Source organism: Psychrobacter sp. CX90 (assembly GCF_057396305.2).
Window position 1 is genome coordinate 1,865,224 of sequence record NZ_CM182008.1, and the last position, 25,023, is coordinate 1,890,246.

The 25,023-nt window shown below is 42.0% G+C and carries 19 protein-coding genes and 3 pseudogenes; 15 read left to right on the forward strand and 7 right to left on the reverse strand.

The genetic code is table 11. From position 1 onward, the window contains the following. Positions 1-254: 254 nt before the first annotated feature. From AC2SLN_RS07335 to AC2SLN_RS07360, 6 genes are all read right to left on the reverse strand, one after another. A complete protein-coding gene (locus tag AC2SLN_RS07335) occupies positions 255-1,544 on the reverse strand; it encodes a molybdopterin molybdotransferase MoeA (protein ID WP_486550360.1) in 1,290 nt (429 codons plus the stop codon). A 231-nt stretch (positions 1,545-1,775) separates the two neighbouring features. Further along, a complete protein-coding gene (gene torD, locus AC2SLN_RS07340; RefSeq protein WP_486550362.1) occupies positions 1,776-2,456 on the reverse strand; it encodes a molecular chaperone TorD in 681 nt (226 codons plus the stop codon). A 398-nt stretch (positions 2,457-2,854) separates the two neighbouring features. Next, positions 2,855-5,383, reverse strand: coding sequence for a trimethylamine-N-oxide reductase TorA (gene torA, locus AC2SLN_RS07345; RefSeq protein WP_486550364.1), 2,529 nt, complete (start codon positions 5,381-5,383; stop codon positions 2,855-2,857). A 33-nt stretch (positions 5,384-5,416) separates the two neighbouring features. Next, positions 5,417-6,652, reverse strand: coding sequence for a pentaheme c-type cytochrome TorC (gene torC, locus AC2SLN_RS07350; RefSeq protein ID WP_486550366.1), 1,236 nt, complete (start codon positions 6,650-6,652; stop codon positions 5,417-5,419). Positions 6,653-6,807: 155 nt separating this feature from the next. Further along, positions 6,808-6,960, reverse strand: a complete 153-nt coding sequence (locus AC2SLN_RS07355; RefSeq protein WP_486550367.1) for a periplasmic nitrate reductase, NapE protein — start codon at positions 6,958-6,960, stop codon at positions 6,808-6,810. Positions 6,961-7,608: 648 nt separating this feature from the next. Beyond that, positions 7,609-8,526, reverse strand: a complete 918-nt coding sequence (locus AC2SLN_RS07360) for a LysR family transcriptional regulator (RefSeq protein WP_486550368.1) — start codon at positions 8,524-8,526, stop codon at positions 7,609-7,611. Positions 8,527-8,807: 281 nt separating this feature from the next. Between AC2SLN_RS07360 and AC2SLN_RS07365 the strand changes: the two are divergent. The 14 genes and pseudogenes from AC2SLN_RS07365 to cas1f form a co-directional block, all read left to right on the forward strand. Continuing rightward, positions 8,808-8,867: pseudogene (locus AC2SLN_RS07365) on the forward strand (hypothetical protein); the annotation flags it as partial. A gap of 54 nt (positions 8,868-8,921) precedes the next feature. Further along, a pseudogene (locus tag AC2SLN_RS07370) lies at positions 8,922-9,233 on the forward strand (enolase C-terminal domain-like protein); the annotation flags it as partial. 91 nt (positions 9,234-9,324) lie between these two features. Further along, on the forward strand, positions 9,325-9,615 hold the full coding sequence (gene catC / locus AC2SLN_RS07375; protein WP_486529669.1) for a muconolactone Delta-isomerase: 291 nt from the start codon (positions 9,325-9,327) through the stop codon (positions 9,613-9,615). A 229-nt stretch (positions 9,616-9,844) separates the two neighbouring features. Continuing rightward, positions 9,845-10,774 (forward strand): catechol 1,2-dioxygenase, encoded by a 930-nt coding sequence (gene catA / locus AC2SLN_RS07380; protein ID WP_486550370.1) that lies wholly within the window; start codon positions 9,845-9,847, stop codon positions 10,772-10,774. Positions 10,775-11,019: 245 nt separating this feature from the next. Continuing rightward, the gene (gene benA, locus AC2SLN_RS07385) at positions 11,020-12,393 is read left to right on the forward strand and encodes a benzoate 1,2-dioxygenase large subunit (protein WP_486550372.1); all 1,374 of its coding nucleotides are present in this window, start codon (positions 11,020-11,022) and stop codon (positions 12,391-12,393) included. 153 nt (positions 12,394-12,546) lie between these two features. Then, positions 12,547-13,071 carry a benzoate 1,2-dioxygenase small subunit gene (gene benB, locus AC2SLN_RS07390; RefSeq protein ID WP_486529666.1) on the forward strand — a complete coding sequence of 175 codons (525 nt, stop codon included), beginning with the start codon at positions 12,547-12,549 and terminating at the stop codon, positions 13,069-13,071. 48 nt (positions 13,072-13,119) lie between these two features. After that, positions 13,120-14,135 (forward strand): annotated as a pseudogene (gene benC, locus AC2SLN_RS07395) (benzoate 1,2-dioxygenase electron transfer component BenC). 167 nt (positions 14,136-14,302) lie between these two features. Beyond that, positions 14,303-15,094 carry a 1,6-dihydroxycyclohexa-2,4-diene-1-carboxylate dehydrogenase gene (locus AC2SLN_RS07400; RefSeq protein WP_486550436.1) on the forward strand — a complete coding sequence of 264 codons (792 nt, stop codon included), beginning with the start codon at positions 14,303-14,305 and terminating at the stop codon, positions 15,092-15,094. A gap of 37 nt (positions 15,095-15,131) precedes the next feature. After that, positions 15,132-15,791 (forward strand): 3-oxoacid CoA-transferase subunit A, encoded by a 660-nt coding sequence (locus AC2SLN_RS07405; protein WP_486550374.1) that lies wholly within the window; start codon positions 15,132-15,134, stop codon positions 15,789-15,791. 28 nt (positions 15,792-15,819) lie between these two features. After that, positions 15,820-16,479, forward strand: coding sequence for a 3-oxoacid CoA-transferase subunit B (locus AC2SLN_RS07410; RefSeq protein ID WP_486550375.1), 660 nt, complete (start codon positions 15,820-15,822; stop codon positions 16,477-16,479). Between the two features lie 33 nt (positions 16,480-16,512). Continuing rightward, entirely contained in the window at positions 16,513-17,739 is a 1,227-nt protein-coding gene (pcaF, locus tag AC2SLN_RS07415; protein WP_486550376.1) for a 3-oxoadipyl-CoA thiolase, read from the forward strand. 133 nt (positions 17,740-17,872) lie between these two features. Next, on the forward strand, positions 17,873-18,682 hold the full coding sequence (pcaD, locus tag AC2SLN_RS07420; protein ID WP_486550378.1) for a 3-oxoadipate enol-lactonase: 810 nt from the start codon (positions 17,873-17,875) through the stop codon (positions 18,680-18,682). Positions 18,683-18,803: 121 nt separating this feature from the next. Further along, positions 18,804-20,009: a benzoate/H(+) symporter BenE gene (gene benE, locus AC2SLN_RS07425; protein WP_486550380.1), complete on the forward strand. Its 1,206-nt coding sequence runs from the start codon at positions 18,804-18,806 to the stop codon at positions 20,007-20,009. Between the two features lie 209 nt (positions 20,010-20,218). Continuing rightward, complete coding sequence (cas1f, locus tag AC2SLN_RS07430; RefSeq protein WP_486550382.1) at positions 20,219-21,208, forward strand: type I-F CRISPR-associated endonuclease Cas1f; 990 nt, start codon at positions 20,219-20,221, stop codon at positions 21,206-21,208. A gap of 38 nt (positions 21,209-21,246) precedes the next feature. On the opposite strand, the gene AC2SLN_RS07435 is transcribed toward cas1f, so the two are convergent. Continuing rightward, entirely contained in the window at positions 21,247-21,417 is a 171-nt protein-coding gene (locus AC2SLN_RS07435) for a hypothetical protein (protein ID WP_486550384.1), read from the reverse strand. Between the two features lie 44 nt (positions 21,418-21,461). On the opposite strand from AC2SLN_RS07435, the gene cas3f reads away from it, so the two are divergent. Further along, positions 21,462-24,998, forward strand: coding sequence for a type I-F CRISPR-associated helicase Cas3f (gene cas3f, locus AC2SLN_RS07440; RefSeq protein WP_486550385.1), 3,537 nt, complete (start codon positions 21,462-21,464; stop codon positions 24,996-24,998). Positions 24,999-25,023: the final 25 nt, after the last annotated feature.

Below are 25,023 nucleotides of genomic sequence, written 5' to 3' on the forward strand. Positions count from 1 at the left end.
CGTGTGTTAACTTATTAGTGTGCGTTAAGCGTTGCCTCAAGTTGTGAGTTAAAAGTATATGATGCAAAGTGTTGAATATTGTTTAATGGAAAAGCTATTTTAACATTTTAATATCTATTAAGCATTCACTCTAAGAATGAGCCTATACTCCTATAGTAGTATAGGCAATGACGGAAGCGGTGTTAAATACTGTTAAATACTGTTAATAACAGCCAGCATAACCTGCAATCAGTAACAGTCAGAACCCCTTTTATTTAGCACCATGGCAAAGGCATCACTTCTACCAAATCTCCAGCCGACAAACCTACTGAATCTTGTTCCAGTAGGATTAAACAATTGGCATGGCTTAATTGCTTAATCCTGTGTGAGTCTTGCTTGCCCGCTGGTATAACCACATAAGCTCCATTTTTCTTTTTCTCTAAGATACCACGCTGAAAATCGGTGCGCCCGAGCGACTTTCTCACATCCTTACCCAGTATCGCTTGCACGGATAGAGACTGGGGAATATCGGCCTCATTAGCGCCAGACAAGCGCCATAAAGTCGGCATAATAAACTGTAGCATACCGACCACTGTCGAAAGCGGGTTACCTGGTAGCCCAAAGTATAGTGTAGGTATGTTCAAGTTCTTTGATAGCTCCCCAAATACAAATGGTTTGCCAGGTTTCATTGCCACCTTGTAATGATTAATCTGTCCCAGCTCTTCGATTACTGTGGTTAAAAAGTCATAATCACCAACCGATACGCCCGCGGTAGATAGCACCACATCACACTCTTGCATCGCAGTGTGTATCGCTTTGCGAGTCATCTCTAAATTATCCGGAATAATCCCATAGTCATTAATTTCTATCGGCAATTGTGCCAGCATACTTTTAAGCGTCGGGGTATTGGAATTATAAATTTGCGCAGTCGTCTCTAACGGCATGCCCACAGCCACCAGCTCATTACCTGTTGCTACAATACCTACAACCAATGGCTTGTAGATCTCTACTTTTGCCACTCCTAAGTTCGCCAATAAGCTAATATCTGCTGGATTAAGGCGTTTTCCGGGATGTAAAACCACCTCGCCGCGCTGAATCTCTTCACCTTGTTTGCGAATATTTTTATCAATAGACGCCGTTGTGGTCAGCTCTATTGCATAGGCTTGTGACTTATCGATACTGTGTTTAATATCAGAAAAGTTTGTATTCTCTTGCATGACTACCGTATCACAACTACTCGGTACTACGGCACCGGTAAAAATGCGTACGCCCTGCCCAGCTTTTAGATCCCCTATATAAGGTGCCCCTGCCTGCGACTCGCCTACAATCTCAATGTCTGCACCTTTCTCAATTACACTATCTATAGCGATAGCATAACCGTCCATAGCCGATAAATTTTGACGAGGAACATCAAAATCAGCAACCACCGCTGTCGCTAAAATATGGTTTTGACTGGCTAGCAAATCACGGGTTTCGGTTGGTCTATTGACTAACGGAAAATCCGTCTCATTGTATGTGATAACACGGTCAGTAATAGCGGCTTTCAGCTCGGTCACAGTAATCATCACGAAACTCTCTTTAAAAAATCTTATAGCTATCCAATATATTCTCAGCTATTTAGTCTACCATTTATAGGCTAACTTGGACTCATAAGCGATTGTAAATATTACAGAAAATGGGGCATGCAGATAAAGTTACTGCTGGTTATACTGTCATTAAAGCTTAACCATCCTCCCTAACAGCCCTTTTATACCTGTTAGTACGACCTAAGTTATACATTCATCTGATTTTTCAGCTTATGTCATCTCGGCTAAACCTTGTCTGTCTTCTTTAACAAAACCTAAGAGTAACTCGGCAAATGCAGGATACACATCAGTTTTAACCCCAATTTTCTGACAACGCTCACTAAACTTAGGCAACCAAGTTAGCAGTGCCGTATCCAAGAATTCAGCTTGCTCTTTAGCCAGACTCTCAATATCTTGCTTATTGCCTTGCTCATTACCTTTTTCATTGTCTAAGCTGGACTTAATCCATAAGCTCATGACTTGCAAATAAACACTAATGTGATCTTTTGGTTCACGAAAGTCTGGATGTAGACTCAGATCATGACTGGACAAAAAATGCCCCATTTGCTGAGCTGGTTTGCCATACAGCATCTGCTCAGCTTCAAGATAATATGAGGCATAAGGCGGCGCACTATCTCGACCACTGAGTAAGAATATTTGTGCAAAGTCAGCAGCCAGCTCAAGGGCTCGGTCTGGCTTAGGTATCAACTTTAGATTGTTTATAGCATTTTGCAGTCGATTGCTTTGTTGTTCAAGACCTAGACCACTAAATGCTTGATGCATATTACCATAACGAACCTGTAAATCTTCTAAATTCGCTGTGGTCAACTCCTGTGCGAATATGTCCGCTAGCCAGCGGTAAATAGTAGCCCGTGCGCTATTAGCAGCCTGCCATTGTTCATTATTGTTCATCATATTTCCATTACTCTAAAGGGTTACTATAGTAAAACCACCTTAAAACTACAGCTGTGACCTTGTTAAGCCTACTTAATAAGTAGTTGCTTACACTCGATCGCCTTGTAGTATAGTCAAAGAACCACTAAACGGCTACGTTTTTAGACTCGCTCAACGTACTATTTGTACAGTTTTCGCCTATCTTGCCTTGTACCCATTTTAGAGTTCTTTGACTATAGATTTAAATTGAATTCAATATACAGCCGAAGGTAAAATTTTTATTATAATTGGTTTTTAAAAGCCAATGGAGATAAAGGGCTCTACTTCGATAAATAAGTAAAGCCCTTTTTAAGTAGTTATTAAGCCTCACACTGTTAACGATTAATAGCTAATAGTATCTTATAACAATTTTATAACTAACCTTTGTCTTCTTTAGCAGGTGAGCCATCTGGATTAACATAGGTTGGACCACCAAACGAGGTCACTGCAGGCGCTTTACCAATAAACTTCTCAATCTCTACCAAACATGTATTAGCACTTGGACCCTGTGCTAACATTGATGTACCAATGTCCTGAGTTAAGGTATTAGGATCGCCATAAGTGTCAATTGCGCCTATTTCAGGACCTGTTGGACCATACCACGCCCCTTCTTGAATACGAATGACCCCTGATGGGAAATTATCGGAAATAACCGCACCGGCCAACAACTGACCCCGTTTATTGAAAACCCGGACTAGGTCACCGTCTTTAATCCCTCGTGCTTTCGCATCCTCCGGACCAATATAGCAAGGCTCACGGCCTTGCACCGTATACGTTGCACGCCGTTCTTCAGACTCACAAGTTTGTGAATGTAAACGTGTGTCTGGATGAACGGATTGAAGCCATAACGGGTATGTATCAGAGCCTGGACCACCGTGTGATCGCTCAGTTTTTTCCATCCAAATAGGATGGCCTTTACAGTTCTCATAACCATAGCTAGCAATTTTACGGCTACTAATCTCTATAAAGCCAGAGGGGGTTCCTAATGCATTGACTTCTGGATCATCACGGAAATCAGCATGGCGTACCCACGGTTTCCCTTCTGGAAAGAGAACATAGCCTTTCTTCCAAAACTCCTTAAATTCTGGCATATAGAAATCTTTTTTCAAGTTTTCTGCTCGGCAATCTTCATAGATTTGTTCAATCCACTGCATCTCGTTCATGGCACGGCTATATTCTAGCTCACGTCCCATACGCTTGGTAAATTCATACCAAATATCAAAGTCAGACTTTGAATGATACAGAGGATCTACTAGCTTATGCATGGCAATAACACCGCGATTACTATAAGATCCGTAAGCATCGAGATCATTACGCTCATAAGGCGTACATGCTGGCAATACGATATCCGCAAATCGGCAGGTAGCTGTCCAGTTATAGTCAACTGACACAACTGTTTCCATATTGCGATACCCTTTTTTCATGCGATTACGGTCTTGGTGACGGTGCCATTGATTACTACCGGTAAAAATACCCATTTTTAGCGGTGGCAGGGTAACTTCGTGACCATTAAAGTTGATCTTTTTACCGGGTTCAAGCAAGCAATCTACCATACGAGCAACTGGAATTACTGAGCTATAGCCATTGTAATCATCGTTCCCATACTTTGGCTTGCGGCCCGTATCTAAGTTCAGGGGGAAGGCGCCAGGCATTGACGCGCCAGAAGCGGGAACCCCTACAGAACTATAGTGGTGGGAATAACTAATACCACCACCTGGCAGGCCAATTTGACCTAACATAGCAGCTATAATGGCACCCATCCAATACGGCTGCTCGCCATGCTCTTGACGCTGAATGGCCCAACCAAAGCATAGCTGCGTGCGGTTTTTAGCCATTTTACGGGCTAATTTGCGAATAGTTTCAGCGTCTACACCACAGATTTTAGACGCCCATTCCGCAGTTTTCTCAACTTTATCTTCTGTTTTACCCATTAAATAAGGGGTAAACTCCTCTAAACCAAGCGCATACATATCAATAAACGCTTTATCATAGAGTTTTTCGGTATATAAAGTGTGGGCAATAGCCAACATAAAGGCAACATCAGTCATTGGATTAACGTACTGATGCTGACAGCCTAGATAGTTTTGAGTTTTACTCTTGACGGGATCAATACAGATGACTTCGATTTCTTCATTTTTGACTTTATCGCGCAGAATTTCAAAATATTCATACGCTTCGTGCGTTTCAGTGTTCCACCCTACCTGAAGGTTTTTAATTGGATCGTTGGCCCAGAAAACAATAAGTTTTGAATTCTCTAAAATCAGCGGCCATGATGTTCCTTGAGAGTAAACCTCAGTTGAGCCCAAGACATAAGGTAAAATGACCTGACCAGCACCTGTAGAGTAGTCCCCAGCGGTGCCGACACTGTTGCCGTGCATAGCAATCGCTCGCAACATATGGTTACCACAACTGTGAATGTTACCCACTGAGCGCCAACCTACGTTTGCGGTATGCAGTGCCCATGGGCCGTAGTCTTTCTGTATACGCTCCAGCTCTTCATAAACCAAATCTAATGCTTCATCCCAGCTCACACGTACAAAGCGATTGTCCCCCCGTTGCGAGGTGTCACTGTTTTGACGATTTTTATACCAGTCAACTCGTACCATAGGATAACGTACACGTGACGGGCTATAAATGATGCCAGGCACACCCTCTAAAATTTTGGTCGGATATTGATCAAACTCAAAGGGCTTAATCTCGACCAATTTATCCGCTTCAACTTTAGCACGGAAGGCACCCCAATGCGCCCCTGACATTTTCCAACCACTCCAGTCCTGTTGCTCTAACTTTGCACCTTTAGCATTTGTTAAAATACTGTCATCTGCGAGTAGTGGCATCGGTAGCATGGCTGTACCAGATAACGCCGCCAGCGATTTTAAAAAACCCCTACGATTCATATTTCTCATAATAACCCTCTTATTCTTATGCGTATTGGTGCGTTATGGTCGTGCCATTTGAGGCGTAGCTTCAGGTGATCCAGCTGCATGAGGTGCACTTGCAAAGTTAGACGAATTCAGCTGTAGATATTTCAGCACTAGCCCCCCTGTGTCTTCATCGAGGTTAGTGAACCCTACCATCCCACTGAATAAACCTGGCCATTGGTTAGCATCATGTCCCGCAGGATCTGGCTGACGATGACACACACTGCAATTATCAGCATAAGTCTGACCCGCAATATCCCAAGCAGGCTCAAGACTGTCCATCAACAAACCATCCTCTACCCAGAACTGACCACTGACTTTTTGCCACTCAAGACCAGTCATTACGTCCTCTTTAGACTCTTTAACGGTCACAATACCTTCATCACGAGATAGGTCTTTTTCGATAATAGCATCAACAATATTCAAACCAAAGTGGGTATACCAAACACGGCCAAAGCCCTTATTCTTGCGCCACATGTCCAGCTCAATCTGGGTCATACCGTTTTCATGTGCAATAACTTTAGCGGGAGCCGCTACTTCAATAGTTCCTGCTATTTTGGTTTTTTCTGCATCTAAATATAAAGGCTGTGGCACGATGTTATAATAAATATCGCCCACTTTAATTTTAGTATTACCAGCCTCTGATACTAAAGAGTCGAATGCTGGATTGTGCATACCTTCCATTTCTGGCAGCTCGTGTGCAATACCTTTGTGGCAATCAACACAACTAGCGTCACGCTCAGCGGCACTTCGCATAATCATCTGAGAAGTCACGCGCATTTTACTAAAGTCCATGCTGTCGTAATCATGACAGTTACGACACTCTTTAGAGTTATTGGCTTTAAAGCGTGCCCATTCACGTTGAGCCAACACGCCACGGTGTGCTAAGAATTTCTCACGCGTACCAATATCACCTTTTAAATGCGATAGCACTTCTCGTGATGCTTGCATCTTACGGGCAATTTTATCGGACAGGTCATGAGGGACGTGACAATCCTGACACTCTGCTCGCACCCCTGTACGGTTTTGCCAATGCACAGTTTTTTGTAACTCGGGTAACATATTGTCTTCCATTGTATGACATGACAGACAAAACTCCTCCGTGTTAGTCGCTTCTAGTCCAGCATTAAATCCTGCCCAAAACCAAACCCCACCAGCAAAACCGATGAGGATTAGTAGGCCTAAGCCAATTTTAGTTGAGGGTTTAAATAGAAGGCGACGCAGCCAGTTAAATAGGCGCTTAATTGCGTTCATAATGATTCCTTACCATTTTGTATCGTATCCAGATCTAGTATTTAAATAACGGTCTCAAGTATTGGAAGTAATCATTTTGTGATTATGTTAACGAATAGATTTGCGTCAGTGCACCACAATATGACAATAGATATGCTGCAAATTGAAAAAATAATTTAAGTTGGTGGTCCCCAGAAAAACATTTGACCAAACCAAACAATAAAGCCATAAGCGCAGATAAATAACATAGTAATTATTGGCAGGGCAATAAAGGACATTATCAACGCACTTAACCATTGATGCTTTACCGGTTGTTCTTTATGTTGCATACGTCACCTTTTGTATACGTACTATGGCTGACAAAATTTATGATCGAATAGGTATTGAATACTTTCTAAAAATAAAGTTGCTCTTATAGACCAGCAGGTATTTATTAGCTAAGTCGTTCAAAATAATTTAACGCCAACCGAGAGAAACTACTGCGGTTTTACAGCATACTGGATGAACATTGTTGCCGTTTAACCAACATTACCTATAGCCCATAATACTTAGCAAAATCTCTATAATATTACTCATAATATTTGCTTCATCATGAGAGAAAACATTAATTCCCTAATAGTTATAAGGATAACATTTTATGGATCTAATTTAAATGAATAAATCAGATATATGAAATATTTTTGTAATGGTGTGAACTAAATAGAATATTTACAAATGGGACATGAAGTGAGGATATCAGCTTTTTTAAGCAGTCCATTGAATGAGCGGTTATAAACAAATCTATATCAGAGGTGTCAGCTATTTTTCCATTTTAGAAATAACAAGATTTTTGAAATTAGAATACTTAAGGAATGCTACCTATATTATTGAATATTACTACTGTACTAAATAGAGAATAACCAATATGTCAAATGCATATGCTTAAACAGGCACTTAAAAAAGACAGGGTTCGATTGAGATGTCCTACTTGTACTTTACTAGATATACTGCCTTTGATAGATAAAACCATATTTGTCATAGTTCTCATAAGTCACATCAAGTAGGGTTGTCAGCAATTCTGATTTATCAAAGTGGCGTACATTCATCATAACCGGGGATGTAATCTGTTCATCGACAAAAGACATGTACTGTATCTCAGTACTACGCACATGATTAACTGTCTCAGGTACAAGAGCCACGCCCTCGCCTGCAGCAACCAGACCCAATACGATTTGTAGCTCCCGAACTTCTTTATAAAACTTAGGGGTAAATTGTCTTTGCTCAAATAACTCTAAAACTTGATCCATAAAACTGGGTCTTGGTTTACGGGGATATAAAAGAAGTGGTTCGTTAACCAGCTCTGATAACGCTAATTTTCGTTTAGGGTTATTTGCTAAATGATGGCTTGAGGGTACAGCCGCTACTATTTTTTCTTTTCGCAATAAAATTCGTCTAACCGAGGTATCTTCTAATCTAAGTCGTCCATAACCCACATCGATTACCCCTTCTTTTAATGCCTCAGTTTGCTCAAATGAATTCAGCTCATGCAACTTTACTTGCACATTTGGGTAGTGTGCTCTAAAAGATCCAATAACCTTTGGCAAAAAACCTGAGAGTATGGAAGAGACAAAACCAATAGAGATGGTCTTATCAAAATTAGCCATGCGTGCCGTCATACTTTTCAAATTGTCTGCTTTAGCCAATATTTGTACCGCATGTTCATAAACAAACTCCCCAGCTTCTGTTAATTGCAAAGGTCTTTGACTACGATTAATCAGCTCAATGCCCATTTCCTCTTCTAACTGTTTAATCTGGCGACTCAATGGTGGCTGTGAGATAAATAACCTCTTAGCGGCTGCATTAAAGCTTTTACATTCAGCCACAGCAACAAAATAACGTAAGTGTCGTAGCTCCATACGGCTATCCTTTATCTTAAAAGTGGACTAAACAGTAAATATTAGATTTTTAGATCGCTGCATTATACCTAAAAGGTATATTATGTTACTAAAATAAGTCTTAGACAACCATACTAGGAATATCTATAGTAGGTATCAATAAAAGGACTTTTATCACACCTAGTATCGCATCTAATATGATACTTATTCAGTTGCAAGGATGCCAAAGTGAACATTCAATCTATAAACACCTTACTTGTGCTGTACCCACTATACGCGCTCATAAATTATCGTGTACGGTCATGAATGAACAAGTCTTAGTGTTGGTACATATCCAAACCAATGATGGTTTTGAAGGTTGGGGAGAAGCCACAACTATCGGCGGACTTAGTTATGCTGAAGAAAGCCCGCATAGTATCAAAACCAATAGTGGCCTTAAAAATGCCTGTTTAATTGGTCAAATAGCCACGATGTCGGGTATAGATTTATATGGTGGTACGATGCTAGAAGGGCCTATTGGCACTATTGCTTCTGCTCACGCTTTTTCAACATTTCCTTCTCTTGCCTTTGATACCGAACTGTTTGGACCACTTTTATTAACCGATAGCATTCTCAAAACGCCACTGGATTATAAGGAATGTGGTTTAAACATCCCTAACACCCCGGGGCTTGGTATTGATGTCGATAAGGAAAAAGTTTACAGATTGGCACAACAGGCCAACCTTTGAAGCTGGCCCATAATGGCAACCAAAACTATAGGCCTTTAAACTAAACAAACGCTGATATTGAACTGTAAATGACCACTAAAAGGAGATCGATATGTTATATCACGTACGTATGGACGTTTTAATACCAACAACAATGGATGCAGAGAAAGTGGCACAGCTTAAAGCTGAAGAAAAGGCACTGTCACAAAAGCTACAACAACAAGGAAAGTGGAGACATATCTGGCGTTTGGCTGGTGAATATTCTAATTTTAGTATCTTTGATGTTGATAGTAATGAAGAGTTGCATGAAATTATGATGTCACTGCCTTTATACCCGTTCATGAAGGTAGAGGTAACACCCCTGTTACGCCATCCCTCTTCAATTCGTGACGATGATAGCTAAAGATAGGAAGTAATTTTACCTATTGTTAAATTATTAAAAGAGTAATTTTAAGTTTTTAATCATCCATTGATTTCAGCTTACCGATAACATTGAAATAACTAACAGAATTGGTGTGGAAAAAGGGCTGTATGCCACCCAGCTGTAACGTTTAAAGTTAACTTACAAGCGAAGTATTGAGTACTCATTCTCAATACGATTTAACTAAAGTGGTTACCACAAGGAGAAAGACATGGAACGCCAGCAAATTGAAGCGCTAGCAGAAAAGTTCGTTAAAGGGAAAATTGATTATCCAGAACAAGTGAATCCGCGTGTTCAAGAGATTACACTACGTTTATTAACCGACCTCATGCAGGCCATTAATGATCTAAAAATTACTGCCGATGAGTATTGGGCGGGTGTGGAATACTTTGCGGACCTAGGTAAAGAGGCGGGTTTGTTGTCGCCAGGTTTAGGCTTAGACCATTTTATGGACTTATTGATTGAAGAAGACATGAAAGAGGCAGGTCTAGACCCAGAAGGGGGTACGATTCGCACTATTGAAGGGCCTTTGTATGTAGCGGGCGCTCCTGAAGAAAAAGGATTTGCGCGCCTTGATGACGGGACAGATCTTGAGAATGGCACTGTATTATTCATGCAAGGCACGGTTTATGGCGAAAATGGAAAACCTCTTCCAAATGCTAAGGTTGAAGTATGGCATGCCAACAGCCTAGGCAACTACTCTTTCTTTGATGAGTCGCAGTCTGACTTTAACCTTCGTCGCACTATTATTACTGATGAAAACGGCAATTATGGTTTCCGTAGCATCGTACCACTCGGATACTCCGTACCAGAAGAAGGCATGACCAAAAAGCTTTTAGATGCCTTAGGTCGTCATGGCCATCGTCCTGCTCACGTTCATTTCTTTGCCACAGCAGACGGTCATCGCAAACTAACCACCCAAATTAACATTGATGGTGATGAGTATCTATGGGATGACTTTGCTTTTGCGAGCCGTGAAGGCTTAGTGCCAGAAATCAAGATGATTGACGATGCTGAAAAACTAAAAGAAAAAGGCTTAGATAAGCCCTACGCCAGCATCGATTTTGACTTCCATTTGGTTAAAGATATCGACGTACCGGTACAAGGTGCTGAGGTTAAGCGTCGACGCGCACAAGCTTAACCTTTCGTATCTATATTTATATTTGTATCTATAAATGTTGTCTGATAACTAAAGCCTAATAGCCCTGCTTGAGATCTATTAGGCTTATTCAAGATATTCCAGACGACAGAGTCAACAGATAATAGATAATTTCTCACGTACAACCTATTAAATTGATTACCTAATATCAAACTAAGTTATATATCAAACTTAGTTCAAAAGCATTTGTCTAAAATTTCAGCCAAACATTACAAAGGAAGTAGATTATGCAACAGCGTATAGATATTGTTCCTGAAGGATCAGAGATTAAAATTGATGATTTTTTAGTTGAAGATCATGATAGAGGCATATATCGCTTGCACCGTAGTGCCTTTACTAATGAAGCGCTTTTTGAGCTTGAAATGAAATATATCTTTGAGGGTAATTGGGTATATCTTGCTCACGAAAGCCAGATTCCAAATAATAATGATTACTATACTTCATATATTGGTCGACAACCAGTCATTGTTGCCCGCAATAAAGAAGGCGAGTTGCATTGTATGATTAATGCCTGCTCACACCGTGGTGCTCAGTTATGCCGCCATAAAAAGGGCAATAAGGCGACCTATACATGTCCATTCCACGGTTGGACCTTTAATAATTCAGGAAAACTACTCAAAGTAAAAGACCCACGTGATGCAGGTTACCCAGAGTGCTTCAATAAAGAGGGGTCACATGACTTAAAGCAGGTCAAACTTGCTAATTATAAAGGGTTTTTATTTGCCAGCTTAAATGATGATGTTCAGCCTATTGAACAGTGGCTAGGCGAATCTGCAAAAATTATAGATATGATTGTTACTCAATCAGATGAAGGTCTAGAAGTATTAAGAGGTACATCAACTTACACCTTCGATGGCAACTGGAAGCTGCAAGCGGAGAATGGCGCAGATGGTTATCATGTGTCTGCCGTGCACTGGAATTATGCAGCCACGACTGCGCGCCGTAAGGAACAAGAAGCCGTTAAAGAAGATAAGATCAAAGCGATGAACGCTGGTAAGTGGGGGCGTCAGGGAGGCGGATTCTACTCATTTGAAAATGGGCATCTGCTTTTATGGACCCAGTGGGAAAACCCGCAGGATCGCCCAAATTATGTATATCGTGATGACTATATTGCTAAATATGGCGAAGCAATGGCAGATTGGATGATTGGCCGTTCAAGAAACTTATGCTTATACCCTAACGTCTACTTAATGGATCAGTTTAGCTCACAAATCCGTATGTTAAGACCGCTGGCTGTCGATAAAACAGAGGTCACTATCTGGTGTATTGCTCCTAAAGGCGAAAGTGATGAATCACGTGCAAGAAGGATTCGCCAATATGAAGATTTCTTTAATGTGAGTGGTATGGCAACACCAGATGACTTAGAGGAGTTCCGCTCATGCCAAGAAGGTTATAACGCCATTAAACTCGAATGGAATGATATGTGTAGAGGTTCTGAACACTGGATAACGGGTGCTGACGCCGCTGCCGAAACCATTAATCTTAAACCAATATTAAGTGGTGTTAAAACCGAAGATGAAGGGTTATATACCATTCAACACGGTTATTGGCAAGAGGTTATGAAGAAGGCGCTTCTCAAAGAGCGTGAATTAAACTCTTAGCGCTTAGCCGACACATAAACGCTATGCCGATACGATATCTAGCTGCATAGCTGCATAGCTGCATAGCTGCATAGCTGCATAGCTGCATAGCTAAACATAATAGTGCGACGTTCGCTTAAGTACAACAGCAAGATTATGAAGGACTATACGACGATGGACACCATAAATAACGGAATTGTAAATATTGACAGTGTGTTACAGATTGAAAAGATACGCCAATTTTTATATAGAGAAGCCCGTCTACTGGATGAGAAAAACTGGGAAGAGTGGTTAGATTGCTACGATGAAAGCTGTCCATTTTGGATGCCCAGTTGGGATGATGATGGCGAGTTGATAAGTGACCCCAATCGCGAAATTTCACTCATTTATTATCCAGATCGCAGTGGTCTAGAAGATCGTGTGTTCCGTATTGAAACAGAACGCTCTTCTGCCACAATCCCAGATACGCGTACCTTACATACTCTTTCTAATATTGAAGTGCTTGACGACAATCAAGGTATCGTATCGGTCAGATTTAACTGGTTAAATAAGTCATTTCGTTATAATCAAACGAACACTTATTGGGGGTTTTCAAAATACAAAATTGATATGACTAGGGAGAGTCCTAAGATTTTGGATAAGTATGTAGTGCTTAAAGACGATTATGTCCATCAAATCATTGATGTCTACCACATTTAGGATTTAACTGACGACATACCATTCAAGTTTAAAAATGAGGACCAGCTCATGGAATATAGTATTGCTTTGCAGTTTGAAGATGGTGTGACCGGGTTCATTAAATGTGCAGATGATGAAACCGTAGCAGAAGCTGCCTATCGCCAAAAATTTAATATCCCTGTGGATTGTCTTGATGGGGCGTGCGGCACTTGCCACTGTTACTGTGAGTCAGGTAAATATGATATGCATCCAGATATGTATATCGATGAAGCCTTGACTTCAGAGGAGGCAGATCAAGGCTATGTTTTGACGTGCCAAATGATTCCAGAGTCTGATTGCGTCATTAAAGTCCCTACCTCATCACAAGCTTGTAAGGTTGATCAAGGCAGCTTAAAGGGGAGTTTAAGCTCGGTTAATAAGTTATCTGATACCACAATTCACTTCTCAATCAAACTAGATAACCCAGAAGATATGACCTTTCTTCCGGGACAATACGTGATGTATCCTTACCAGGAACGAACGAGACCAGATCCTATTCTTTTAGCTCAGCACCCAATAGCGATCAGGCTGAGTTTGTTGTTAGAAACATCCCAAATGGCAAAATGAGCACGTTTTTATCTAAAGCTGCGCAAGTTGGTCAGGATATGAGCTTTGTTGGGCCTTATGGTAGCTTTTATTTACGACCCATAACCCGTCCCGCTTTATTTTTAGCAGGCGGTACTGGCATTGCACCGTTTTTATCTATGTTAAAAAGCCTAGAAGTAACCGGTGCTCACTACCCTATTAATCTCATTTATGGTGTGACAAATGACGAAGACTTAGTAGCGCTTCAAAAGTTAGATGAGGTAAAAGCTAATCACAGCTGGTTTGACTATCGCACTTGTGTCGCTAGCGACTTAAGTAATCATGAACGCAAAGGTTATGTGACCTCCCATATTGAAGATCAATGGCTCAACTCAGGTAATGTGGATATCTACCTATGTGGTCCTATGCCAATGGTAAATGCTGTCAGTGGGTGGCTGGACACCCAAGGTATCGAACCTGCCAACTTTTATTATGAGAAGTTCACACCCAGCGAACAGTAACAGGCACAACTTAAGGCTAGATAACAGTAACCGAGATAAACAATAAAAGTAACTGGGACAAAAACTATTACGATACAGGCTAATAGACTAAAGACTGTTAAGATAAAGGTAGCTTGGATATCAAGTTAGGTAATGACAAAGTAGGTAGCGATAAGGTAGGTAACGACATGGAAAATATGCGTTTTAATGATAAGGTTTGCATTGTTACAGGCGCAGCTCAAGGAATTGGAGAAGGTGTAGCCCGTGCCATAGCAACAGAAGGCGGTAAGTTGGTTTTAGCAGACCGTAGCGAGCTCATTCATGAAGTAGCTGATGACATTAAATCTCAAGGTACAGATGTTATTGTGGTAACCGCTGACTTAGAAACCTTTAATGGGGCAAAAAGTGTGATTGACGCAGCCGTTGAACACTTTGGTCAAGTCAATGTGGCCATCCATAACGTGGGTGGAACAATATGGGCTAAGCCTTTTCAGCATTATCAAGAGGATGAAATTGTAAAAGAGATTAATCGCTCTTTATACCCAACACTGTGGGGATGCCGAGCGGTATTACCTCAAATGATCGCTCAAGGCAGTGGGTCTATCGTTAATATCTCATCCATTGCCACCCGAGGTATTAATCGGATTCCGTATTCTGCGGCAAAAGGTGCGGTAAATGCCATGACTATAAGCCTAGCATTAGAGCACGCTGGAGATAATATTCGGGTCAATGCTATAGCAACAGGGGGGACAGAAGCGCCACCAAGAAAAATACCTCGTAACCCTAACCCTTTGACAGAAGATGAAAAAGTTTGGTATCAACAAATCGTTGATCAAACTATTGACTCTACTTTAATGAAACGCTATGGCACAATTGATGAACAAGTGAATGCTATTTTATTTTTAGCATCCGATCAAGCGAGTTATATTACAGGCACTATACTTCCCGTAGGTGGTGGGGATAAAGGCATGGGCGCATAACCCAATACAGGGGTGTGCTATACAAAAGGACTTAATAATGATTAATAAAACCGAGCTAAACATCGATGAGGCCATCCGCCACATAAAAGATGGTGACACAGTTATGATAGGCGGCTTTGGCAATGCTGGTCAGCCCGCAGAGCTCATTGACGCACTCATTCAACATGGTGCTAAAAACCTAACCATAATCAGTAACAATGCCGGTAATGGTACACATGGGCTGGCCGCATTATTGAAGGCCGGACAAGTTGATAAAATGATTTGTTCATTTCCTCGCCAACATGACTCCTTTGTCTTTGATGAGCTATATTTAGCAGGAAAAATTAAACTTGAATTAGTTCCCCAAGGCAATCTAGCCTGTCGAATACAGGCAGCAGGCTCGGGTTTAGGTGCGATTTACACCCCGACGGGTTATGGAACCCTCCTAGCTGAGGGTAAAGAAACCCGAGAAATTGATGGTAAACACTATGTACTTGAATATCCGTTAAAGGCTGATGTCGCACTGATTAAAGCGTATAAAGGCGACCGCTGGGGTAATTTGGTTTATCGTAAGACAGGCCGAAACTTTGGTCCAATCATGGCCATGGCGGCAGATATCACTATTGCTCAAGTGCAAGAAACGGTCATGCTTGGGGATTTAGACCCCGAACACATTATTACACCCGGTATCTTTGTTCAGCATGTCGTTCAAATATAGCGTTTAACCTTATATAAGGAGTTTCCAGATGAGCTTTACTCCCCGAAGCCAAGCCGAGATGGCACAGGCCGTCGCTCGTGATATACCCGAGGGCTGGTATGTGAATTTAGGCATAGGTCTACCGACCCAGATTGCCAACTATTTACCTGAAGATAAAGACTATTTTTTGCACAGTGAAAATGGTTTATTAGGCATGGGCCCTGCCCCCTCCGAGCTAGAACAAGATGAAGATCTTATCAATGCTGGTAAACAGTACGTCACACTATTACGTGGCGGCAGCTTTTTTCATCACGCTGACTCTTTTGCCATGATGCGAGGTGGTCATATCGATTTATGCGTATTAGGGGCTTACCAAGTGGCAGAAAATGGTGACATTGCTAACTGGAGTACAGGCAAAGAAGGGGCCATTCCCGCTGTTGGCGGTGCGATGGATTTGGCAGTCGGCGCTAAAAAAGTCTATGTGATGATGACCCATCAAACCAAAAAAGGGCACCCAAAAATTGTTAAAAACCTAACATTCCCAGTCACAGGCTTAGGCTGTATTGATCGTATTTATACCGAATACGCCACGATTGAAGTAACCAATGACGGGCTTAAAGTAATCGATATGATAGAAGGACTAACCTTTGATGAGCTGCAAAGCATGACGGATGCACCACTCAGTTTAAATAAATCACTTAAAAATTAAATAAATTAGATATCTTAAAAACAAGGAGGTTTTATGACCCAAGCCGATGCCCAGCCTATTGAAGCCTATATCTGTGATGCTATCCGCACGCCTTTTGGTCGTTACGGTGGCAGTCTGTCTAGCATTCGAGCGGATGATCTCGGCGCCATCCCTATTAAAGCACTGATTGACCGTAACCCTACTGTGGATTGGACTCGTGTTGATGATGTCGTTTATGGCTGTGCAAACCAAGCAGGCGAAGACAATAGAAACGTTGCTCGTATGGCGGCGTTGTTAGCGGGTCTGCCAGTTGAAGTAACGGGTAATACAATCAATAGGCTTTGTGGTTCTGGGATGGATAGTATCGGTATCGCTGCTCGAGCAATTAAGTCAGGTGAGCAAGCGCTTCTAATAGCAGGTGGTGTGGAGAGCATGTCACGTTCACCCTTTGTCATGCCCAAAGCGACCAAAGCATTTAGCCGAGACAGTAAAGTTGAAGATACCACTATCGGCTGGCGTTTTATCAATCCAAAAATGAAGGAGATGTATGGAGTTGATAGCATGCCTGAAACGGCGGAGAATGTGGCCGAAGACTTTAAGGTCAGCCGTGAAGATCAAGATAAATTCGCCTTATTGAGCCAACAAAAAGCGGCTGCCGCTCTACAGTCCGGTGTTTTGAAAACTGAGATTACACCCGTGACCATCCCTCAGCGCAAAGGCGATGATATTGTTGTCGATACAGATGAGCACCCACGCCCAAACACTACCCTAGAAGCCTTAACCAAACTCAAACCCTTTGTTAAAGCAGACGGTACTATAACTGCCGGTAATGCATCTGGCGTCAATGATGGCGCCTGCGCCTTACTGATTGCCTCTAAAGCCGCCGCTGAGGCCAACGGATTAATCCCAAAAGCAAAAATTATCGCCATGGCAACCGCAGGGGTTGAACCCCGAATCATGGGTTTCGCGCCTGCCCCTGCCAGCAAAAAGGTATTGCAGATGGCAGGTTTAACCCTTGATCAAATGGACGTCATAGAGCTCAATGAAGCCTTTGCATCGCAGGGCCTTGCCGTGATGAGAGACTTAGGGTTGGCTGATGATGACCCCCGTGTTAACCCGAATGGCGGTGCCATCGCATTGGGCCATCCGCTAGGCGCATCAGGTGCAAGGCTTGTCACGACGGCCATGTATGAGCTTATTCGTACTAATGGTCGCTATGCGTTATGCACCATGTGTATTGGTGTCGGTCAGGGGATCGCCATGATTATTGAGCGCGTATAATACCGACACAGTCTACTGCCCTAACCGGCTGTTATTGGTTTCTATTTATTAGCTTCTATTTATTGGTTTCTATTTATTAGTTTTTAGCGTTAATAGCACCTTTTATATCGATCTAAACATTAAAGGTATGATTATGACCACTCACAAAATGACCACTCACAAAGTTACCAGCCATGACGACATCAATCTAAACGTTGAAACGCATGGCGATAAGTCTCATCCTGCTTTAATCTTCTCGAACTCATTGGGTACCAATCTTAAGATGTGGCAACCTCAAATCGAAGCCCTTCAATCAGACTTTTATATCATAACTTACGACACTCGCGGGCATGGTGCATCTGGCGATAAAAGCAACCAACGCTGGGCTCTTGCCGACTTAGGTCAAGATGTGATTACCATTTTAGAGTATCTAAATGTCGATAAAGCGAGCTTTTGTGGCATCTCAATGGGCGGGTTAACGGGTCAATGGCTCGGCATCCATGCCGGTAATCGATTTAATAACATTATCGTTAGTAATACAGCCGCTAAAATCGGTCAAAAAGACGCTTGGGACACGCGTGCTAATCAAGTACGTGAGCAAGGGTTAAATGCCTTGGCTGAGTCAGCACCGTCACGCTGGTTTAGCGAAAACTTTATCAATCGCCATCCTGACAGCGTGCAAAACTTAGTTAATCAGATGAAAGCAGGCAGTGCAAATGGATATGCCAATTGCTGCGAGGCACTTGCCGACGCTGATGTGCGTGATAAGGTCAACCAGATCACAGTGCCAACTTTAGTCGTTGGTGGCGAGTTTGATCCAGTGACCACTATTGCAGACGCAGCATGGTTGGCAGATCATATTGGAGATAATGCAGTGTTGGCAACCGTACCCGCTTCCCATATCGCTAATATCGAAGCTCAAGCAGAATTTACCCGACTTATCAGAGATTTTGTAGTCAGTTAGAAATTATGGAACCCATTATTTAATCAGTTAATGCTATAAACAGGCTAGCTTAAGCAACCAAACAAGGATGTTTGACGCTGAACACTGAAGGTGTGAATTTATAATCCTGCAGGGAGGCAAAATGGCAGGTTTTCTGCTAAATCTAAAAAAGGATTGGTCAGTATCGGCAACTGTGGCTGGTTTCTTAGCCGTGTTAATCTCTTTTTCAGGCCCACTGATCATCTTTTTCCAAGCGGCGCAACAAGCGGGGGTATCAAACGCAATGATGGCCTCTTGGATATGGGGGGTCTCCATTGGTGCGGCAGTTTCTGGCATTTTTCTTTCAATAAAATATAAGAGCCCAATCATTACTGCTTGGTCTGCACCCGGTACAGCATTATTGGTTACCTTGTTTCCCAACATGAGTTTAAACGAGGCCGTTGCAGCATACATCCTTGCTGCCATGATTATTTTTCTAGTTGGTATCACTGGATCATTTGATAAGCTGTTACAACTCATCCCCAAAGGCATTGCTGCGGGTATGATGGCAGGCATTTTATTTCAATTTGGCATAGGGTTATTCACTGCTACTGATAGTATGCCGTTTATCGTTTTTAGTATGCTACTGTGTTATCTATTGGCAAAACGTTTCTCGCCCCGATATACCATGCTTTGGGTATTGCTATGCGGCATTCTCTTAAGCTTTGTATTGGGCACAGTCAATCAAGTAGATGTCGATATCGCTTTGACAGTACCCACGTTAATTACTCCGCATTGGACTTGGGATGCGGTTTTTAATCTTGCCATTCCGCTGGTTATCGTCAGCTTAACAGGGCAATTTCTTCCAGGTATGTCGATTCTACATCTTAGCGGCTATCAAACCCCTGCCAAACCCATTATCTCTGTGACCAGCTTGGCGTCTCTGGCTGTCGCCTTTGTTGGCGGGATTACTATTGTACTCGCGGCTATAACAGCCTCTCTTTGTACCAATAAAGATGCACACGAATTAAAAGAAAAACGTTATATAGCGGGTATTTCTAATGGGCTTTTTTATATTTTAGGCGGTTTATTTGCAGGTAGCATTGTCGCCTTATTTAGTCTACTGCCTGAAGAACTAGTGGCAGCATTAGCTGGGCTGGCTTTATTAGGCGCCATAGGCAGTAATATGTCTATTTCAATGGCGAATGAGGCTCAAAGAGACTCAGCGTTAATTACCTTTTTAGCAACGGCATCTGGTATGCAGTTTCTAGGCATCAGCTCAGTATTTTGGGGCGTGGCGATTGGTATGATTGCCTATCATGTGTTCAACTTTAACACCCCTAACCAACTTAACACTCCTTCTAACTAAGCTTATAGAGCTTAAGGTATGACCTACACTACACAACGACCCAGCATAAGTTATCAAAGCTGATTTAGTACAATAACGGTTAACGATATTATCAAGTAATTGTTACGACATATTCTGTCACTTATCTTTGCTACTCTATTGCTAATCCATTACCCATTCCTTATGATTAAAACCATAGATTCAATATGGTTTTAATCGTAAGGAATGACATGAAACAAACTAACGCTTACACTGATAACAGCTTTGCATCCTCCGATTTAAAGACCATCCTGCACTCAAAACGGGCCAATGTCTATTACCTATCGCATTGCCGGGTCATGCAAAAGGACGGCCGCGTGCTATACCTTACTGAAGAAGACAAAGCCAACCTTTACTTTAATATCCCTATTGCTAATACCACCTCTCTCCTACTCGGTACAGGCACCTCCATTACTAATGCCGCCATGCGTCTGCTATCCCAAGCGGGTGTGTTGGTAGGCTTTTGCGGTGGTGGTGGCACGCCTTTGTTTATGGGCAATGATCGTGAAGTGTTTATAGAATGGATGACGCCTCAAAGCGAGTATCGACCTACCGAATATATTCAAGGCTGGATGCAATGGTGGTGGGATGATGACAAACGCTTGCAAGCGGCTCAAATCATGCAAGTCGCTCGTATTGAGTTTTTGCGTAGCGTTTGGCGACGGGACAAGGACTTCAAACAGCATGGCTTCGACAGTAACAACGCACATATCGCAAACTTGCTGGATGAGCATAAACGGCAAATCATGTTGCAAGATAGTGCTATGCATCTACTGCAACTGGAGGCTCGCTTAACAAAAGCGCTGTATAAATTGGCAGCACAAAATACAGAATATAGTGGTTTCACACGCGATCATGAGGGTATTGATAAAGCCAATGGCTTTCTAAATCACGGCAACTATTTGGCGTACGGCTTGGGCGCTACCACCGCTTGGGTACTCGGTATTCCGCATGGCTTTGCGGTCATGCATGGCAAGACTCGACGTGGCGCATTGGTGTTTGATATTGCCGATATTGTCAAAGATGCGTTGGTGTTACCGCTGGCGTTTATCTGTGCCAGTGAGAACTTAAGTGAGCAGGAATTTCGCCAAGAATGCCTCAATTATTTTACTCAATATGCGGCACTTGATGAAATGTTTGAGGTGGTAAAGGCGTTGGCTTTAAAGACGGATTGGGACTAGGCGTTTAATGTTAACTCTAAAACATAGACTTAGAATGATTAGCCAATCCCGCTTTCACTACTATCTTGGCTGACACTGTGGCGTGCGCTAATGGCATGTGTCGTTCCTGCTACCACGATATCGCCACTTGCCAAGCGCACGCACCACAGTGTTGCACCAAGGATATCCGCTACAATCGGGGCTAAACCGCTCCCCCTTTTATCGCTCATACATAGATATCACGTATATCACAATTTAAGTCAAGGACAACGCCATGCTCGTCACCTTCGTCTCTCAATGTGAGAAAAAAGCTTTAAAGCGTACCCGTCGTATATTGGATGCCTTTGCCAATCGCATTGGCGATAATGTCTGGCAAACGGCTATTACTGAAGATGGCTTAGCGAAGGTTAAACAATTACTTAGAGCGTCTGCTACTAAGTCTACAGCCGTGAGCTGTCATCGAATACGTACTCGTAAAAAGACGGAACTGGTTTGGATCGTGGGTAATCGGCGGAAATTTAATGAGGTGGGGATTGTAGCGGTAAATAGTACCAAACGTAACATCCTACATAGTGAATGGGAAAACGATTGGACGTATGCTAGCAGTATTCAAATAATTGCCACCATTGCCGCACTATTGCATGACATCGGAAAATCTACCATTGGTTTTCAAAATAAACTCATAAAAGGGAGTAAATCTGGCGACCCCTATCGTCATGAATGGATATCGCTAAAATTATTCGAGTTAATGGTACAAGATTGCGAAACGGATAGCGACTGGCTCAATCGCTTGATGAATTTACCAGAATGGTTTGAGAATCATGATATCGAAAAACAATTACTATCTATAAATCCTGATACTACTATAGTCGGCAAGATGCCACCATTAGCACAATGGATAGCTTGGTTGATCGTTACCCATCATCGACTACCTCCACTTGATAGCGTGTATTATTCTCCAAAAAATATTGAACGATTTAAAGACGCAAAACGTAAAGTAGATATTGAAACCGATCTAAATAAGTTTTATAACCAACTTAAACCGATAAATTATTGGGTAAAAAATCCTAAGTCTTTTGAAGATCCAAAAGAAGGTGGCATGACCCAAAAGCAGTTAGAGGACTTTTGGCAATTCGACAACTTAGTCATTCATAGCCCTGTCTGGCAAAAGACAATCAAACGCTGGTCTAAAAAAGCACTTAACGACACCACTTTAATGGCATTAGCCGAGTATCGGCATCAAAACAACCAATCTATTAGCAACCCTATTTTATTACATTTATCACGTCTATGTTTAATGGTAGGCGATCATAACTACTCTAGTCTAAAAACAGATGATAAGCGTTGTCTTAATATCAATAGCACGTTTAAACACCTTGCCGCCAATACTGACCGCACTTCTAACACTCCTACTGTCAAGCAATCATTAGAAGAGCACTTGTTAGGCGTTGGGTCATTTACCGCTCATTTTGCTCGTATTATGCCTATTATTGCCAGTGAAATGCCCCGTTTAAAGAATCACGATCCGCTCGCCAAACCTACAGGTCACAAGCGTTTTAAATGGCAAAATACCGCCTTTAAGATGGCGTATGAGCTTGCCGACACCACCAAAGAGCATGGATTTTTTGGGGTAAATATGGCATCAACTGGCGCAGGTAAAACTATCGGTAATGCTCGAATTATGTATGCCCTCGCTGACCAGAAAAAGGGGGCTCGCTTTACTATTGCGCTAGGCTTAAGGGTATTGACTCTACAAACAGGATTAAGCTTTCGTAAAAACTTAAAGCTTAAGGGTGACAACCTTGCCATTTTAGTGGGTGGCTCAGCACATAAAAAGCTATTTGAGATGAACTATGATAGCGAAACAAAACAAGCTACCGCTATAAACGCTGAACTTGACACTCGTTATGACTCTCAAACCTTTGGTAGTGAGTCTAGTGAGGAGTTGCTAGATGAAATAGTCGACAGCGACATCGATTATCAAGATTATTATGACTTAAACCTTGGTACTGTCATTGCCAGTCCCAAAGCCCGTGACTTGCTATTTGCACCCATCGTCACTTGTACCGTTGACCATATTATTCAGGCCAGTGAGTGTAAACGGGGCGGTAAACATATCGCGCCCCTACTTAGACTGTTAAGTAGTGACTTAATACTAGATGAGCCAGACGACTTTGATAAAGCTGACCTGCCAGCCCTAAGCCGACTGATGCACTTAGCAGGGCTGATGGGCACAAGAGTCTTATTATCTTCTGCCACTTTGACACCAGACATGGTTACAGGTTTATTTGAAGCCTACTTAACAGGGCGACAGTTATTTAATCACAGTCAAAATAAACCTAGCCCTCAAGTCGTCTGTGCTTGGTTTGATGAAAATGAAAAGTCAATCACTTCACAGCAATGTGCAGATATCACAAGTTTTTATAAGGGTCATAGTGCCTTTAGTGAAAAACGAGCCACTTACTTAGCGAGCCAACCTGTGCGGCGTAAAGCTGAGATTTTGCCTTTACACTTAACTTATAGCAGAGATAAAGAAGATAAGTTTTATTGTGAGTTGGCCCAGTCCTTAGTAGATGGTGCCATTAAACTTCATTCAGAGCATCATAATATAAACCCAGATATCCAAAATCATAAATCCAGCCAGAAAGTTAGCATTGGATTGGTTCGAATTGCTAATGTAAATAACATTACTTCTGTCGCTAAACAGCTACTTTTAGCAAATAAATCGCAATCAAACGGTGTTCAAGTTCTTGACGATACTGTCATCCATGTAACTTGTTATCACGCCAAGCAACTATTATTACTGCGTAATAGCTTAGAGAATAAGCTTGACCGTATCCTAGACCGTACTGATGAAACGGTTACTATTTTTGATCATCCTGAAATTAAACAAGCTATTACACAAAACCCTGCAATAAACCATATTTTTATGGTGCTTGCTACGCCCGTTGCAGAGGTAGGGCGAGATCATGATTACGATTGGGCAATTGTTGAGCCTTCTTCCATGCGTTCTATTATTCAATTGGCAGGTCGAGTATGGCGACATCGTCCTGACAAAGTCGCTACCACGCCCAATATTTTGTTAATGCAATATAACTTACGCTATTTCAAACGCTACAACGATAAATCATTGGTATTCACACGTCCAGGTTTTGAGACGACTGATATTCGCCCTAAAGGTTATAACTTAGAAGATTTAATCACGGCTGAGCAACTTGCTCATGTTGATGCTCGACCTCGTATCGTCGTATCTCATGACAGGACCAAAATAGCTGACAAAGCTAATTTAAGTAATAAAGAGGTTGAAACGCTAAGTGAGCTTGAACATCAAGTTATGAAGTCGTTGTTAAATAGTCATGAGCTTAACTATGTCAATGCCTACTGGGATGGTACAGCCAATTCGCATCGGGCGCACACTCACTTGCAACAAATCACGCCATTTAGAGCGGGTACAGCGCAAGACGATTGGTTACTAATTCCAAGAATGGTAAATGACAATGAGGAGACAAGTATTCCGAGTGAGGGCATAGATGCTTATCTAAGTGAGGATGTATTTGATAAAGGATTAAAGTACGCCAGTCCACATAATAAAGAGGTACAGGTTAGTGACTTTGAGTTTACGCACCCTTCTATAAAACCTTGGCTAATGACAAGTCTTGAGGAAGAGTTAGAACAGTTACATGACAAACAGCCTGATAAAAGCCTGCGCTCGCTAGCGATTACTTATTCATCTGTATCACTGGATAGAAATACGCTGAATAATAACCGAGGATGGGCGTTTCATCCCTTTTTTGGATTTATGCGGTTGTAGGGTTTATTAAACGAACAGACATTAA